12 protein-coding genes are annotated in these 14,703 nt (G+C 71.2%); 8 read left to right on the top strand and 4 right to left on the bottom strand.

The features are described from left to right. Positions 1–4: 4 nt before the first annotated feature. Positions 5–451 (bottom strand): Lrp/AsnC family transcriptional regulator, encoded by a 447-nt coding sequence (locus tag ACPPVO_RS00780; RefSeq protein WP_360367628.1) that lies wholly within the window; start codon positions 449–451, stop codon positions 5–7. Positions 452–636: 185 nt separating this feature from the next. Here ACPPVO_RS00780 and ACPPVO_RS00775 point away from each other — a divergent pair, with 185 nt between their 5' ends. After that, positions 637–864: a BldC family transcriptional regulator gene (locus ACPPVO_RS00775; RefSeq protein WP_350610253.1), complete on the top strand. Its 228-nt coding sequence runs from the start codon at positions 637–639 to the stop codon at positions 862–864. Here the strand turns inward: ACPPVO_RS00775 and ACPPVO_RS00770 are convergent. Next, positions 827–1,459, bottom strand: coding sequence for a UbiX family flavin prenyltransferase (locus ACPPVO_RS00770; RefSeq protein ID WP_426509203.1), 633 nt, complete (start codon positions 1,457–1,459; stop codon positions 827–829). The two genes, ACPPVO_RS00775 and ACPPVO_RS00770, sit on opposite strands and share 38 nt — an antisense overlap. A gap of 86 nt (positions 1,460–1,545) precedes the next feature. On the opposite strand from ACPPVO_RS00770, the gene ACPPVO_RS00765 reads away from it, so the two are divergent. The 5 genes from ACPPVO_RS00765 (at position 1,546) to ACPPVO_RS00745 (ending at position 7,236) form a co-directional block, all read left to right on the top strand. Continuing rightward, complete coding sequence (locus ACPPVO_RS00765) at positions 1,546–3,006, top strand: menaquinone biosynthesis decarboxylase (RefSeq protein ID WP_426509201.1); 1,461 nt, start codon at positions 1,546–1,548, stop codon at positions 3,004–3,006. Further along, complete coding sequence (mqnP, locus tag ACPPVO_RS00760) at positions 3,003–3,914, top strand: menaquinone biosynthesis prenyltransferase MqnP (RefSeq protein ID WP_360367640.1); 912 nt, start codon at positions 3,003–3,005, stop codon at positions 3,912–3,914. The genes ACPPVO_RS00765 and mqnP overlap by 4 nt, the downstream gene beginning before the upstream one ends. Positions 3,915–3,940: 26 nt before the next feature. After that, positions 3,941–5,533, top strand: coding sequence for a mannosyltransferase family protein (locus ACPPVO_RS00755; RefSeq protein ID WP_426509199.1), 1,593 nt, complete (start codon positions 3,941–3,943; stop codon positions 5,531–5,533). A gap of 16 nt (positions 5,534–5,549) precedes the next feature. Next, entirely contained in the window at positions 5,550–6,032 is a 483-nt protein-coding gene (locus ACPPVO_RS00750; RefSeq protein ID WP_426509198.1) for a PH domain-containing protein, read from the top strand. Between the two features lie 154 nt (positions 6,033–6,186). Beyond that, on the top strand, positions 6,187–7,236 hold the full coding sequence (locus ACPPVO_RS00745; RefSeq protein WP_426509197.1) for a mannosyltransferase family protein: 1,050 nt from the start codon (positions 6,187–6,189) through the stop codon (positions 7,234–7,236). A 14-nt stretch (positions 7,237–7,250) separates the two neighbouring features. Here ACPPVO_RS00745 and ACPPVO_RS00740 read toward each other — a convergent pair whose 3' ends face one another. Then, a complete protein-coding gene (locus ACPPVO_RS00740; RefSeq protein WP_426509195.1) occupies positions 7,251–9,239 on the bottom strand; it encodes a SpoIIE family protein phosphatase in 1,989 nt (662 codons plus the stop codon). Between the two features lie 92 nt (positions 9,240–9,331). Here ACPPVO_RS00740 and ACPPVO_RS00735 point away from each other — a divergent pair, with 92 nt between their 5' ends. Together ACPPVO_RS00735 and ACPPVO_RS00730 are read left to right on the top strand one after the other, a co-directional pair. Beyond that, positions 9,332–13,723 (top strand): HAMP domain-containing protein, encoded by a 4,392-nt coding sequence (locus ACPPVO_RS00735; protein ID WP_426509194.1) that lies wholly within the window; start codon positions 9,332–9,334, stop codon positions 13,721–13,723. A gap of 35 nt (positions 13,724–13,758) precedes the next feature. Next, positions 13,759–14,340, top strand: coding sequence for a response regulator (locus ACPPVO_RS00730; protein WP_426509192.1), 582 nt, complete (start codon positions 13,759–13,761; stop codon positions 14,338–14,340). 2 nt (positions 14,341–14,342) lie between these two features. Here ACPPVO_RS00730 and ACPPVO_RS00725 read toward each other — a convergent pair whose 3' ends face one another. Next, positions 14,343–14,666, bottom strand: a complete 324-nt coding sequence (locus ACPPVO_RS00725) for an STAS domain-containing protein (protein WP_360367661.1) — start codon at positions 14,664–14,666, stop codon at positions 14,343–14,345. Positions 14,667–14,703 lie beyond the last annotated feature (37 nt).

Below are 14,703 nucleotides of genomic sequence, written 5' to 3'. Positions count from 1 at the left end.
GCGCTCAGGCGACCGGCCGGATCCGCCCCTCCCATTTCGTGGAAAGGGCGATCGTGGTGCGTGTGCGGGCCACGCCCTTGACGCGGTTCAGATCCACGATGAGCCGTTCCAGGTCGCCGATCGTTTTCACCCGCGCCTTACACAGAAACGATTCCTCACCCGCCATGAAGTAGCACGACTCGATCTCCTGATGGTCGCGCAGCGCATCGAGGACGGCATCGGTGTCACCGCTGCTGTCCTGCACGATGCCGATCACGGCGGTCAGCGGCAGGCCCAGCGTCTCGGGCTCGACCTCGGCCCGGTAAGCGCGGATGACGCCGGAGGATTCGAGCTTGCCGACGCGTTCGTGCACGGCCGGGGCGGAGAGGCCGACCTTCCGGGCGAGCTCCGCATATGGAAGGCGGGCGTTGTCGCGGAGGAGGTCGAGGAGTTGGCGGTCGATCGCATCCATCGCGACAAGCCTAACGGTCCGGGTTTTAACACAGCTAATTACCCAGAAGTGCGTTTTCCTCGTTTCCCGGACACGGCACGTGAGCGGTGCTGTAATGGGCGTACATCCCAGGATGACTCGCGCTTTCAGCTTCGCAGCATGGGGGTGCGCGAGCATGGCGAGCCACCCAGGGTAAAGGAGGGGCCGTGGAGACGGGAGATCGTCTGCTGACGCCCGGTGAGGTCGCTGCCTTGTTTCGCGTCGATCCGAAGACGGTGACGCGTTGGGCCGCGGCCGGCCGGATCAGCAGCATCCGAACCCCGGGTGGACACCGGCGGTTCCGGGAATCCGAGGTGAGGGCGTTGCTCGAAGGGGACGACGCTCTGGATGACACCTCTAACGGGAATGGCCGAGCTCACCCGACCAACGAGTGAACAGGCTGTGCGATACGGCGGCGGCGTCGAGAACCTTGCCGGCGACGAAATCGACCAGTTGAGCGGCCGTGGCCGCGGCGCCGGCGGCATAGAAGCCGGGGCTCGCGGGCAGGACCACCGCACCCGCGTCGTGTAGTGCGATGAGGTGCTCCAGGTGGCTACGGGTCACCGGGGTCTCGCGTGGCACGACCACGACCGGGCGGCGCTCCTTGAGGTTCACCTCAGCGGAGCGCTGAAGGAGGTCCTTGGAAAGTCCGATGGCGATCCCGGCGCAGGCGGCCGTGCTCGCCGGCACCACCAGCATGCCCTTCGCGGGGTACGACCCACTGCTCGGCCCGGCGGCCAGGTCGCCGGCCGGCCAGTAGGCGACGTCGGCGCCCTCGAGCGTCCGGCCGAGCCAGGCGGCGAGATCGTCCTTCCAGTGCGCGTCCCGGAAGGACACACCGGTCTCGTCGAGGATCGTGAGCCGCGCGGCGCGTGACACCACGAGGTCGACGGCCTCGCCGGCGTCGAACAACGCCCGGATCACGGCCGCCGCGTAGGGCGTGCCCGATGCCCCGGACACTCCGACGACCCATGGCCTGCGCTGATCCACGCGACAACTCTGCCACGGCGGGCGCAAACGGCCGTGGCGGGAGGGGTGCCGACGAAAATGTCGTACCCGGTTGCGAGGATGCAGGCATGGCTCGCGGATTTCCCTATGCAGACCTCAACGAGTTTCTGGCCGCCCTACAGAAGGCGGGAGAGCTGCACCGGGTCGCGGCGCCGGTCGACCCCCACCTGGAGATCAGCGAGATCGTCACCCGCACCGTGCGGGCCGGCGGCCCCGCGCTGCTCTTCGACAAGCCGACCCGCGGCGACATGCCGGTCGCCATCAACCTGTTCGGCACCGAGCGGCGGATGGCCATGGCGCTCGGGGTCGAGCACCTCGACGAGGTCGGCGCGCGCATCGGCGAGCTGGTCAAGCCCGAGCTGCCGGTCGGCTGGGCCGGCATCCGCGACGGCATCGGCAAGCTCATGCAGCTCAAGTCGGTGCCGCCCCGGCACGTGAAGTCCGCCCCCTGCCAGGAGGTCGTCTACAAGGACGACCAGGTCGACCTCAACAAGCTGCCCGGCCTGCAGGTGTGGCCCGACGACGGCGGGATCTACCACAACTTCGGCCTGACCCACACGCGCCACCCGGAGACGGGCAAGCGCAACCTGGGTCTGTACCGGCTTCAGCAGCACAGCCACAACACGATCGGCATGCACTGGCAGATCCACAAGGACTCCACGGCCCATCACGCGGTCGCGGAGCGGCTCGGGCAGCGGCTGCCGGTGGCGGTCGCGATCGGGGCCGACCCCGTGGTCGCCTACACGGCGAGCGCGCCGCTGCCGTCCGACATCGACGAATACCTGTTCGCGGGCTTCCTGCGCGGCGAGCGGGTCGAGATGGTCGACTGCCTCACGGTGCCCCTGCAGGTGCCGGCCAACGCCCAGATCGTGCTGGAGGGCTATCTCGAGCCCGGCGAGCGGCTGCCCGAGGGCCCGTTCGGCGACCACACCGGCTTCTACACCCCGGTCGAGGACTTCCCGGTCCTGCACGTGCAGTGCATGACGACCCGCAAGCAGCCGATCTACCACTCGATCATCACGTCGAAGCCGCCGCAGGAGGACCACGGCCTGGGCAAGGCGACCGAGCGCATCTTCCTGCCGCTGCTCAAGCTGCTGATCCCGGACATCGTGGACTACGACCTGCCCGCGGCCGGGGTGTTCCACAACTGCGTGATCGTCTCCATCCGCAAGCGGTACCCCAAGCACGCGCAGAAGGTGATGAGCGCCGTCTGGGGCGCCCACCTCCTGTCGCTGGCCAAGCTCATCGTGGTCGTCGACGACGACTGCGACGTGCACGACTACGCCGAGGTGGCCTTCCGCGCGTTCGGCAACGTCGACTACACCCACGACCTGCTGCTCACCCAGGGCCCCGTCGACCACCTCGACCACGCGTCCTACCAGCAGTTCTGGGGCGGCAAGGCGGGGCTGGACGCCACGCGGAAGACGCCGGCCGAGGGCTACCATCGCGGCTGGCCGGAAGAGATGGTCATGTCGCCCGAGGTCGTGGCGCGGGTGGACAAGCGCTGGAGAGAGTATGGATTCAAGTGACGCTCGCTGAGGCACCCCCGAGCCGGGTCAAGGCGTTCCTGCGGCTGGTCGCGATCGAGCACTCGGTGTTCGCGCTGCCGTTCGCCTACCTGGCCGCCCTGACCGTGATGACCACGACCGGCGGCGAGCGCCCGCGGGTCGGCTGGCTCGACCTGCTGCTGGTGACGATCGCCATGGTCGGCGCGCGCACGTTCGCGATGGCCGCCAACCGGATCATCGACCGGCACATCGACGCGCGGAACCCCCGCACGTCCAAGCGCGAGCTGGTGACCGGCGCGGTGAGCGTGCGCACGGCGTGGACCGGCGCGATCGTCGCCATCGTCGTGTTCCTGGGGGCCGCGGCCCTGCTCAACCCACTCTGCCTCGCGCTGGCGCCGCTGGCCGTGGTGCCCCTGGTCGTGTACCCGTACGGCAAGCGCTTCACCAACTGGCCCCACGCCATCCTGGGCATCGCGCAGCTGGTCGGCCCGGTCGGCGCCTGGCTCGCGGTCACCGGCGACCTGCGCGGATCGGGCCCGGCCTGGGTGCTCGGCCTCGCGGTCGGGCTCTGGATCGGCGGCTTCGACCTGATCTACGCCTGCCAGGACACCGAGATCGACCGCGAGATCGGCGTGCACTCGGTGCCGGCCCGCTTCGGCGTGCCGTTCGCGCTGCGCCTGTCGACCATCGCCCACATCGTCACGTTCGCCCTGTTCGTCTGGTTCGGCCAGCTGGTCGGGCTCGGGTGGCCGTGGTGGATCGGGCTCGCGGTGACCGCGGTGGCCTTCACGTACGAGCACGCGATCGTGCGACCGGGCGACCTGTCCCGCGTCAACCGCGCCTTCTTCACGGCCAATGGGTTCGTGGGGATCGCGCTGTTCGTGTTCGCCCTGCTCGACCTCGTGATCCGCGGCGGGCTTCGGCCCTGACCATGAGCGCCTCTACGATGCCGCAGATGGACGCCGACAGCCCCGGAGACCGCCCCGGCCCGGCAACGGCCGCCGCGGCCTCACCGGCGGCCACCGACCCGACGGCAACGCCGAACCGCCCCGACGCGGGCGAGGCCATCGCGCCGCAGGCCACCGCAGACCAGGCCACGGCAGACCAGGCCACGGCAGACCAGGCCACGGCAGACCAGGCCACGGCGCCGCAGACCACCGCGGACCCGACCGCGAAGGGCCAGACCGTGAGGAGCCAGACCGCGCGAAGCCGCTCCGCCAGGAGCCGGAGCGCGACGAACCAGACCGCGACGGGCCAGACCTCGGCGGACCAGCCGCCCGCACGCGAGCGGTCGACGGCCGCGGTAGCCACGGCGGACCGGCCAGCGGCGGCCGAAGCCGACGTCGCGGCGGGCGGCGGCGGGCCGGAGGAGCCCGGCGGTGGCGTGGCGACCGGGCGCGATCGGCCGTGGCGGCGGGCGCTGCTCGTCGGGTTCGGGATCTTCGCGGCCAGCAAGATCGCGCTCGCCGTTGTCACGGCGTTCTCCTGGATCGGGGAGAAGCGGCCCAACGTCACCGCGGCCTACATCGCCGCGCAGTGGGCCTCGCAGTGGGACTCGAAGTGGTTCATCGACATCGCGCAGCGCGGGTACTATCCGGAGCCGGACAAGGCGCCCGCCGCGTTCTTCCCGATGTACCCGATGCTGATCCGCGTTCTCACCCCGCTCTGCCTCGGCAAGCCGTGGGTGGCCGCGCTGCTCGTCGCCAACGTCGCGTCGCTCGGCGCCCTGGTGGTGCTCTACCGGCTCGCCGAGCGCGAGTTCGACCGGGTCGTGGCCGGCCGCACGGTGTTCTACCTGGTCGCGTTCCCGACCGCGTTCTTCCTGACCGCCGGCTACAACGAGGGCCTGTTCATCGGGCTCATGCTGGCCTCGCTGTACTGCCTGCGCCAGCAGCGCTGGTGGTGGGCCGGCGCGTTCGGCGGGCTCGCGGTGTTCACGCGGTCCGCCGGGATTCTGCTGGCTGCGGCGTTCGTGTGGGAGTACGTGCGGGTCAATCGGTTCAAGCTGCGCAGCAGTGCGCTGGCGGTGCTGCTCATCCCCGTCGGGGTGGGGGGCGTGGCGGTGTTCTCGCTGAACGCGTACGGGGAGCCGTTCGCGTTCCTGAAGGCGCAGCGGTACTGGGGCCGGCACCTGGACTGGCCGTGGATGCCGGTCCTGCGCGGGGCCAGGTCGCTGGTGACCCCGCACGGCCTGCGGTACGGCTTCAGCGACGTCTGGGTGCACAACCTGCTGGAGCTGGCGACCGCGCTGATGTGCATCGCGCTGCTCGCGCTCTGCTTCGTCGGGCCGTGGAAGATGCGCCGCGACCAGTGGGTGCTGCCGCTGGTCGGCGTCGGGCTGACGCTGCTCATGATCAGCTTCCCGTCGTCGCACATGCCCTACCCGCTGTACTCGGCGTCGCGCTTCGGCCTCGAGGTGTTCCCGGCGTTCATGATCCTGGCGCGCATCGGGGCGCGGCCGTGGCTCGATCGGATCGTGGTCGCCCTCTTCTTCATGCTGCAGGCGATTCTGGCCGCTTACTTCGTGCGGGGCGGCTGGGTCGCGTAATCGTAGGGGTGTGCAGATGCGCAGCGGTGCCTTCTCCGACCAGCCCGCCGCCGACGAGCCGAGCGGCCCCGAGCCGACGACCATGCGGTGGCGGGTCTCGCCCGGCTTCACCGCCCTCAAGTGCGCGGTCACCGTGGCCCTCGCCCTCGGCGCCGTGTTCCTCGCCGAGGACCGCCCGGCCCGGACCGCGGCCATCGTCGCGGCCGTCGTCGCCGGGGCGTACGCGCTGCGCGACCTCATCGCCCCGGTACGCCTCGCCGCCGATCCGGACGGCCTGACGGTCGTGTCCGGCTACGCGGGCCACCGGCGCCTGGACTGGCCCGAGATCGAGCGCGTCCGCCTGGAGGCCCGCACGCGCGCGGGCCTGCGCACCGAGTACCTCGAGATCGACACGGGCGACAACCTGCACCTGCTCAGCACGTACGACCTCAACGCCCGCCCGGCCGACGTCGCCGACGCCCTGGCCCGCATCCGAGCCGCCAGTGGAACCCGCGACTGAGCAGCTCCCGGTCGTCCGGCCGGCTCCAGCAGAGGCACCAGGACCGGCACCGGCGGCCGAGCGGATTCCTCGCACACCACGGCCGTGGCGGCGGGCGGTCCTGGCCGGATGCGCGATCTTCGCCGCCAGTCGCGCCGGCATCGCGGCCGTCTCCGTGCTCGCCTGGATCGGCGACCCTGCGCCGGGCAAGTCGCCCACCCACGTCGCTTGGCTGTGGGCGTCCCAGTGGGACTCGAAGTGGTTCATCGCCATCGCCGAGCACGGCTACCAGCGCACCTCCGACGCCTCCCCCGCCGCCTTCTTCCCGCTGTACCCCCTGCTCATCCGGGTCCTCACGCCGCTGTGCGGGCACCGGGAGTGGGTCGCGGCGCTCCTGGTCGCCAACGCCGCGCTGCTGGCCGCGCTCATCCTGCTGTACCGCCTGACCGACCTCGAGCTCGGCCGCGCCGCCGCCGGCCGGGCCACGTTCTACCTGGTGGCGTTCCCGACGGGCTTCTTCCTGAGCGCCGCCTACAACGAGGGCCTGTTCATCGCGCTCGTGCTCGCCACCGTGTACTGCCTGCGCCGCCGCCTCTGGTGGTCCGCCGGCGCGCTGGGCGCCCTGGCCGCGGCCACCCGGTCCGCGGGCATCCTGCTCGCCGCGGCGTTCGTGTTCGAGTACGCCCGCACGCGCCCCAAGCGCTGGTCCGAAATATGCGCATTAATCGTCATCCCGTGCGGCCTCGGCGCGGTGATGCTCGTGAACAAGATCGCGTACGGCGACCCGCTCGCCTTCTCGCACACGCAGGCCGCGCACTGGGGCCGCCACCTGGCCTGGCCCTGGCAGGCGCCGCTCGACGCCGCACGCAAACCCGGCCCGCCGTTCACGGAGATCTGGACCCACAACGTCCTCGAGCTCGCGACGGTCGCGGCCCTCGCCGCGCTCCTGCTCCCGTGGCTGCGCCGGCCCCGGGACCAGGCGATCTTCCCGCTGCTCGGCCTGGCCCTGCTGACGTTCATGGTGAGCTTTCCCAGCCGGTACACCAGCGATATCCCGTATCCGCTCTACTCCGCGTCCCGGATCGGGCTCGAGATCTTCCCCGCGTTCATGGCGCTGGGCGCGCTGGGGCGAAGGCCCTGGCTCGACCGCGGGGTCCTCGCGCTGTTCCTGACCACCCAGGGCGTGCTGGCCGCGCACTTCCTGCACGCCGGCTGGGTGGCATGAGCCAGGCGTGAAGCTCAGGCGTCGTTGCGCACCGCGAAGATCGCGATGTCGTCCCGCGGCGCCTCCGGCGAGTAGGCGAGCGTGCGCGCCCGCAGCCGGGCCACGACGACGTCGGCGGGGAAGCCGGCGAGCTTCGCGGCCTCGTCGCGGAGCCGGTCGACGCCGTACAGGTCGATGCCGCGGCGCCGCTCGGTGACCCCGTCGGTGAAGAAGATCAGCGTGTCGCCGGGGTCGAGCAGCACCTGGGTGCGCGGGGTGTTGATGTTGTCGAGCAGGCCCAGGGCGGTGCCGCAGGTGCCGACGAGCTCCGTGCGCCCGTCCGCGCGCAGCAGCACCGGCTGGTCGTGCCCGGCGAGGTGGAGCGTCACGTCGAGCCGGTTGTCCTGGCGGCGCAGGATCTGGGCCAGGCAGAGCGTGCAGAAGCGGCCGCCGCCGCGCTCCAGCAGGGTCTCGTTGAGCCGCAGCAGTACCTCGGGCAGCGGCCGCCCGTCGCGGACGAGCACCCGGGTCACGTCGCGGACCAGCCCGGTCACGGTCGCGGCCTGCACGCCCTTGCCGGAGACGTCGCCGACCACGACGAGCCAGCGGCGCCCGGACAGCGGCACGACGTCGTAGAAGTCGCCGCCGACCTCCACGCCCTCGCCCGTGGGCACGTACTCGGCGCCGAACTCGACCCCCTCGGCCCGGGGCAGCTGGGGCGGGAGCAGCGAGCGCTGCAGGGTCTGGGCGACGCGGCGGCGCTCGGCGTGGATGTTGGCGTTGTCGATGGCGAGCGCGGCGCGGCGGGCCACGTCCTCGACGACTGCCACCTCCTCGGCGCGCTGCCACGTGTCGCGGTTCCCGCCGACCGCCAACGTGCCCAGGTGCTGGTTGCGGGCGATGAGCGCGACGATGTAGCCCTCCAGCGGGGCCCCCAGGGGTACCACCGCGTCGGTGCCCATCGCCTCCTTCAGCTGCGGCGTGGCCTGCGCGAGGGCGTCGAGGAGGTCGGCGACCTGCGACTCGTCGGCGTGCGTGGCCGCGGCCAGGCGCAGCTCGCCCCCGGCGTCGGCGGCGTGGATGGCGCACCACTGCCCGAGCCGCGGTACGACCAGCCGCGGGATCAGCGCCAGCGTGAGCTCGACGTCGAGGGACTGGGCCAGCAGCTCGCTCGCGTCGGCGAGGAACGTCAGCCAGGTCCGCCGCTCGGCGTCGGCGCGGCGCAGCCGGTGGTTCTCGACCAGCAGCGTGAGCCGGTCGGCGGCCAGGGCGGTGAGCGGCCGCGCGTAGGGGCTGCTCCCGCCCCCGGCCACGACCAGCTCGGCGCGCCACGGGCGGGCCACGCGCAGCGGCACCCGGCGGCCAAAGCCGCCGCCGGCCGACTGGGTCTCGACCGACGTGGCCTGTGTCGCCTGACTGCCGACGGTGCCGCCGAGGCGCCCGTACGCACTCACGGTGTGCGGCCCGTTGCCCTCGTCGACGGTGAGCGCCGCGCCGTGGGCCCCGATCGCCCGGCACAGCCGCTGCAGCAGCTCCTCGGCGAGCTCGTCCAGCGCGGCGCCCTGCCCCGACCAGATCAGCGAATCGACCGCCGAGGGCAGGTCGAAGGCCGGCACGTCGGGCCGCTGCTCGGGGGTGACGTCGAGGCGGAACCAGACGCCCTTGCCGCCGCTGAAGTGCACGGTGCCCCAGGCCGTGGCCATCTGCTCGACCAGCAGCAGCCCGCGCCCGCGCTCGGGCAGCTCGCCGCCGGTGGTCTCGGGGAAGCTCGGCGCGATGGCGCCGGGCTGGAAGTCGAGCACGGCGACCGTGAGCGACGCGTCACCGGCGGTGATCTCCAGGTCGACCTCGGTGCCGGCGTGCACGACGCTGTTGGTCGTGAGCTCGGTGACGAGCAGGAGGGCCTCGTCGAGCACCGGGACGAGGTCCCGTTCGTGCGCGATCGTCCGGATCGCGTCACGGGCCAGACCAGGAGAGCTATGGTCGGCCGGGAGCCTGATCCGCCGGACGGTCGGGGTTGTCACATATCGCAGTCTCCACTGAACGGTGGTAACAATCCAACCTGAAGGACGACGATGGGTGGACACCGCCTGCCCCCGAGACCGGTGGAGACGTCATGACCACAGTCGAAGAAGTCACCCAGAAGAGTCCGGAAACCCTCCTCCTCGAGGAGCTCTCCGGGGCGCTGGACCGATTGCTCTCCGGTGACCTGAAGATCAGGTTGAGCCGGCGCGACGGGCTGCCCGGCGAGGTGGTCGAACGCTTCAACCGGCTCGCCGAGATGAAGCTGCGCCACACCCGGGAACTGCTGCGCATCAGCCGGGTCGTCGGCCGCGAGGGCCGGATGACGGAGCGGCTCGACGAGGAGGGCTTCGAGGGGGCCTGGCTCGACCGCATCCACGCGGTGAACTCGCTCATCGACGACCTGGGCCGCCCGACCACCGAGATCGCCCGAGTGATCGTGGCGGTGGCCGAGGGCGACCTCTCGCAGCAGCTGGCGCTCGAGATCGACGGGCGGCCGCTGCGGGGCGAGTTCCTCACCATCGGCCGCACCGTGAACACGATGGTCGACCAGCTCTCGTCCTTCGCCGACGAGGTCACGCGCGTGGCCCGCGAGGTCGGCACCGAGGGCAAGCTCGGCGGCCAGGCCCAGGTCACCGGCGTCGCCGGCACCTGGCGCGACCTCACGGACTCGGTGAACTCCATGGCCGCCAACCTGACGGGGCAGGTGCGGTCGATCTCCACGGCGGCGACGGCGGTGGCCCGCGGCGACCTGTCGCAGAAGATCACGGTGAGCGCGAAGGGCGAGATCGCCGAGCTGTCCGAGACGATCAACTCGCTCGTCGACACGCTGCGGATCTTCGCCGAGCAGGTGACCCGGGTGGCCCGGGAGGTCGGCACCGAGGGCAAGCTGGGCGGCCAGGCCGACGTGCCGGGCGTGGCCGGCACCTGGAAGGACCTCACGGACAACGTCAACTCGATGGCGTCCAACCTCACCAGCCAGGTCCGCAACATCGCCCAGGTCGCCACCGCGGTGGCCCGGGGCGACCTCTCGCAGAAGATCACGGTGGCCGCCCAGGGCGAGATCCTGGAGCTCAAGGACACCGTGAACACCATGGTCGACCAGCTCTCGTCGTTCGCCGACGAGGTGACCCGCGTGGCCCGAGAAGTCGGCACCGAAGGCAAGCTCGGCGGCCAGGCCCAGGTCACCGGCGTCGCCGGCACCTGGCGCGACCTCACCGACAACGTCAACTTCATGGCCTCGAACCTCACCAGCCAGGTCCGCAACATCGCCCAGGTGTCGACGGCCGTGGCGAAGGGCGACCTGTCGCAGAAGATCACGGTCGACGCCCGCGGCGAGATCCTCGAACTGAAGTCGACCGTGAACACGATGGTCGACCAGCTCTCGTCGTTCGCCGACGAGGTGACCCGCGTGGCCCGAGAGGTCGGCACCGAAGGCAAGCTCGGCGGCCAGGCCCAGGTCACCGGCGTCGCCGGCACCTGGCGCGACCTCACCGACAACGTCAACTTCATGGCCTCGAACCTCACCAGCCAGGTCCGCAACATCGCCCAGGTCGCCACCGCGGTGGCCCGGGGCGACCTCTCGCAGAAGATCACCGTCGACGCCCGCGGCGAGATCCTCGAGCTCAAGTCGACCGTCAACACGATGGTCGACCAGCTCTCGTCCTTCGCCGACGAGGTCACCCGCGTGGCCCGCGAAGTCGGCACCGAGGGCAAACTCGGCGGCCAGGCCCAGGTGCGCGGGGTCGCCGGCACGTGGCGCGACCTCACCGACAACGTCAACTTCATGGCCTCGAACCTCACGGCCCAGGTCCGCAACATCTCGCAGGTCGCGACGGCGGTGGCCCGCGGTGACCTATCGCAGAAGATCACCGTCGACGCCCAGGGCGAGATCCTGGCCCTGAAGTCCACGGTCAACACGATGGTCGACCAGCTCTCGTCCTTCGCCGACGAGGTCACCCGCGTGGCCCGCGAGGTCGGCACCGAGGGCAAACTGGGCGGCCAGGCCCAGGTGAAGGGCATCTCCGGCACCTGGCGCGACCTGACCGACAACGTGAACTCGATGGCGTCCAACCTGACCAGCCAGGTCCGCAACATCGCCCAGGTCACCACGGCCGTGGCGAAGGGCGACCTGTCGCAGAAGATCACGGTCGACGCGCACGGCGAGATCCTGGAGCTGAAGTCGACCGTCAACACGATGGTCGACCAGCTCTCGTCCTTCGCCGACGAGGTCACCCGAGTGGCCCGCGAGGTCGGCTCGGAGGGCAAGCTCGGCGGGCAGGCCCAGGTGAAGGGCGTCTCCGGCACCTGGCGCGACCTCACCGAGAACGTCAACCAGCTGGCCTCGACGCTTACCACCCAGCTGCGGGCCATCTCGCAGGTGTCCACGGCCGTGACCCGCGGCGACCTGACCCAGCGGATCGCGGTCGAGGCGCTCGGCGAGGTGGCCGAGCTCAAGGACAACATCAACCAGATGATCGTCACGCTCCGCGAGACCACGAAGAAGAACGCGGAGCAGGGCTGGCTCGACTCCAACCTGGCCCGCGTCGGCGGCCTGCTGCAGGGCCAGCGCGACCTCGGCGAGGTCTGCCGCATGATCATGGCCGAGGTGACGCCGCTGGTCGACGCCCAGATCGGCGCGTTCTTCCTCTCCGGCGCCGACCCGGAGATCGGGCTGCGGCTGCGCCTGGAGGCCTCGTACGGCTACGTGGCCCCCGGCGTCGACATCAGCTTCGCGCCCGGCGAGGGCCTGATCGGCCAGGCGTCGCTGTCTCGCCGGGCGATCCGCGTGCAGGCCGCGCCCGAGACCCGGCTCCAGGTGCGCTCCGGGGTCACCGAGACCCCGCCGGTCGACCTGGTCGTGCTGCCGGTGCTCTTCGAGGGCGAGCCGCTCGGCGTGATCGAGTTCGGCAGCGTCTCCCCGTTCAGCGAGCTGCACCTGTCCTTCCTCGACCGGCTCGTCGTCACCATCGGCGTGGCGCTCAAGACGATCCTGGCCAACCGGCGCACGGAGGAGCTGCTGTCCCAGTCGCAGCGGCTCACCGAGGAGCTGCAGGACCAGTCGGCGGAGCTGCAGCGCACCAACGCCGAGCTGGAGGAGAAGGCGACGCTGCTGTCGGAGCAGAAGGGCAACATCGAGAAGCAGAACCGCGAGATCGAGATGGCGCGGCTCGGCCTGGAGGAGAAGGCGCTGCAGCTCGCGCAGGCGTCGCAGTACAAGTCGGAGTTCCTGGCCAACATGAGCCACGAGCTGCGGACCCCGCTCAACTCGATGCTGCTGCTGTCCCGCCTGCTGGCCGACAACCCGGACACGAACCTGACCGCGCGGCAGATCGAGTTCGCGGCGACGATCCACAACGCCGGCTCCGACCTGCTCGCGCTCATCGACGACATCCTCGACCTGTCCAAGATCGAGGCGGGCCGGATGGACGTCGAGCCGGGCGAGGTCTCGTTCGAGGAGATCCGGGCGTACGTCGAGCAGGCCTTCGCCCCCCAGGCCGAGGACAAGGGCCTGGAGTTCACCGTGGTGACCGACTTCTCGCTGCCGCCGGCGATCGTCACCGACCCGCAGCGGCTCCAGCAGATCCTGCGGAACCTGGTCTCCAACGCGGTCAAGTTCACCGACCACGGCGGGGTGACGCTGACCATCGGGGTGGCCCCGGCCGACCTGGAGTTCCAGTCGCCGACGCTCGCCGGGGCGCGGCGCGTGATCCAGTTCGCGGTCTCCGACACCGGCATCGGCATCTCGGACGACAAGGTGGCGCTCATCTTCGAGGCGTTCCAGCAGGCGGACGGGACCACCAGCCGGAAGTACGGCGGCACCGGCCTCGGCCTGTCGATCTCCCGCGAGCTGGCCCGCCTGCTCGGCGGCGCGATCGGGGTGACCTCGCAGGTCGGGCACGGGGCGACGTTCACGCTGTACCTCCCCGACGTCATCGCCACCGAGGTGACGCCGACCCTGCACCAGCAGCTGCACCTGGCGCTGCCGAGCCAGCCGGCCGCGCTGCCGCCGGCGAGCCGCCCGATCGCCGCGGCCCCGCCGATGCTGCGCTCGCTGCCCTCCGCCGAGCGTCACCCGACGGCGGCGGCCCACCAGCTCGACGGCGCCACCGTGCTGATCGTGGACGACGACGTGCGCAACGTCTTCGCCCTCACCAGCGCGCTGGAGCTGCACGGGATGACGGTGCTGTACGCGGACAACGGCGCCGACGGCGTCCGGATCCTCTCCGAGCACCCGGACGTCGACATCGTGCTGATGGACGCGATGATGCCCGACCAGGACGGCAACGAGACGACCCGCGCGATCCGGCGCAACCGCCGCTTCGCCGAGCTGCCGGTGGTGTTCCTGACCGCCAAGGCGATGCCCGGCGACCGCGAGTCGTCCCTCGCCGCCGGGGCCAGCGACTACATCACCAAGCCGGTGGACCTCGACGAGCTGCTTGACGTGATGGCCGCCTGGGTAAACGGGGAGGGCCGCGCGGTGTAGGTTGCGTTGGGGAAACCGTGGAAGGAGCGCCACCTTTGACTGGACCGGATCGGCCCGCGAAGGTGCTGCTCGTCGACGACCGGCGGGACAACCTGCTGGCCCTCGAGGCGACCCTGCAGGGCCTGGCGGTCCAGACGGTCGGCGCGGACAGCGGCGAGGACGCCCTCAAGCGGCTCCTCGTCGACGACTTCGCGCTGATCCTCCTCGACGCCCAGATGCCCACGATGGACGGTTTCGAGACCGCCCGGCACATCAAGCGCCGGGAGAAGACCCGCCACGTGCCGATCATCTTCCTCACGGCCGCGCCGGACCGGGACTCCCACCTGGCGCTGCGCGGCTACGCGGCGGGCGCGGTCGACTACATCACGAAGCCGTTCGACCCGTGGGTGCTGCGCGCGAAGGTGTCGGTCTTCGTCGAGCTCTGGACGATGACGCAGCAGCTCGCCGCCCAGTCGGACCTCGTGCGGGAGCGCGACGCCGAGCTGCGCGCGGCGGGCGTGGCCGTGGACGAGGCGACGGCGCTGCTGAAGGGGGCCCTGGCCGCGGACGGCGAGCTGGGCCGCGAGCAGGTCGAGAAGGCGATGAGCGCGCTGGCCAGGGCCCGCGCGAAGCTCTAGGCCTAGGCCTCCTGGATCATCAGCGCGTCGCGCAGCCCCGTGATGTCCAGCACCCGGATCAGGAACGCGCCCACGTTGACGAGCACCAGGTAGCTCTGCGCCAGCGTGGCCTTCCGGCTCAGCACGACAAGCGTCCCGAGCCCCTGGGAGTCGCAGAACGTGACCCCCGCCATGTCCAGCACCACCCGCGCGGGCGGCTCGTTCAGCACCTCGTCGACGGCGGCGGCCAGGCGCGGCACGGTCGACATGTCGATCTCACCGGTCAACGCCACGACGGTCTCGCTGGGCGCTCGGCGCACGGACACGGAGAGATCGGGGCGATCCACGACACCAGCCTATATTGGATCAGCGCCCGCAGTGGTG

It is taken from the genome of Dactylosporangium sp. McL0621 (assembly GCF_049995355.1).
Classification (GTDB): Bacteria; Actinomycetota; Actinomycetes; order Mycobacteriales; family Micromonosporaceae; genus Dactylosporangium.
The sequence above is the reverse complement of the archived record's forward strand: the minus strand, read 5'-3'. Positions and strand labels throughout refer to the sequence as shown.

Bases quoted from the DNA above. Each gene is read 5' to 3' on its own strand.
- ACPPVO_RS00780 (WP_360367628.1), bottom strand. From the start codon at position 451: ATGGATGCGATCGACCGCCAACTCCTCGACCTCCTCCGCGACAACGCC.
- ACPPVO_RS00765 (WP_426509201.1), top strand. From the start codon at position 1,546: ATGGCTCGCGGATTTCCCTATGCAGACCTCAACGAGTTTCTGGCCGCC.
- ACPPVO_RS00755 (WP_426509199.1), top strand. From the start codon at position 3,941: ATGGACGCCGACAGCCCCGGAGACCGCCCCGGCCCGGCAACGGCCGCC.
- ACPPVO_RS00750 (WP_426509198.1), top strand. From the start codon at position 5,550: ATGCGCAGCGGTGCCTTCTCCGACCAGCCCGCCGCCGACGAGCCGAGC.
- ACPPVO_RS00735 (WP_426509194.1), top strand. From the start codon at position 9,332: ATGACCACAGTCGAAGAAGTCACCCAGAAGAGTCCGGAAACCCTCCTC.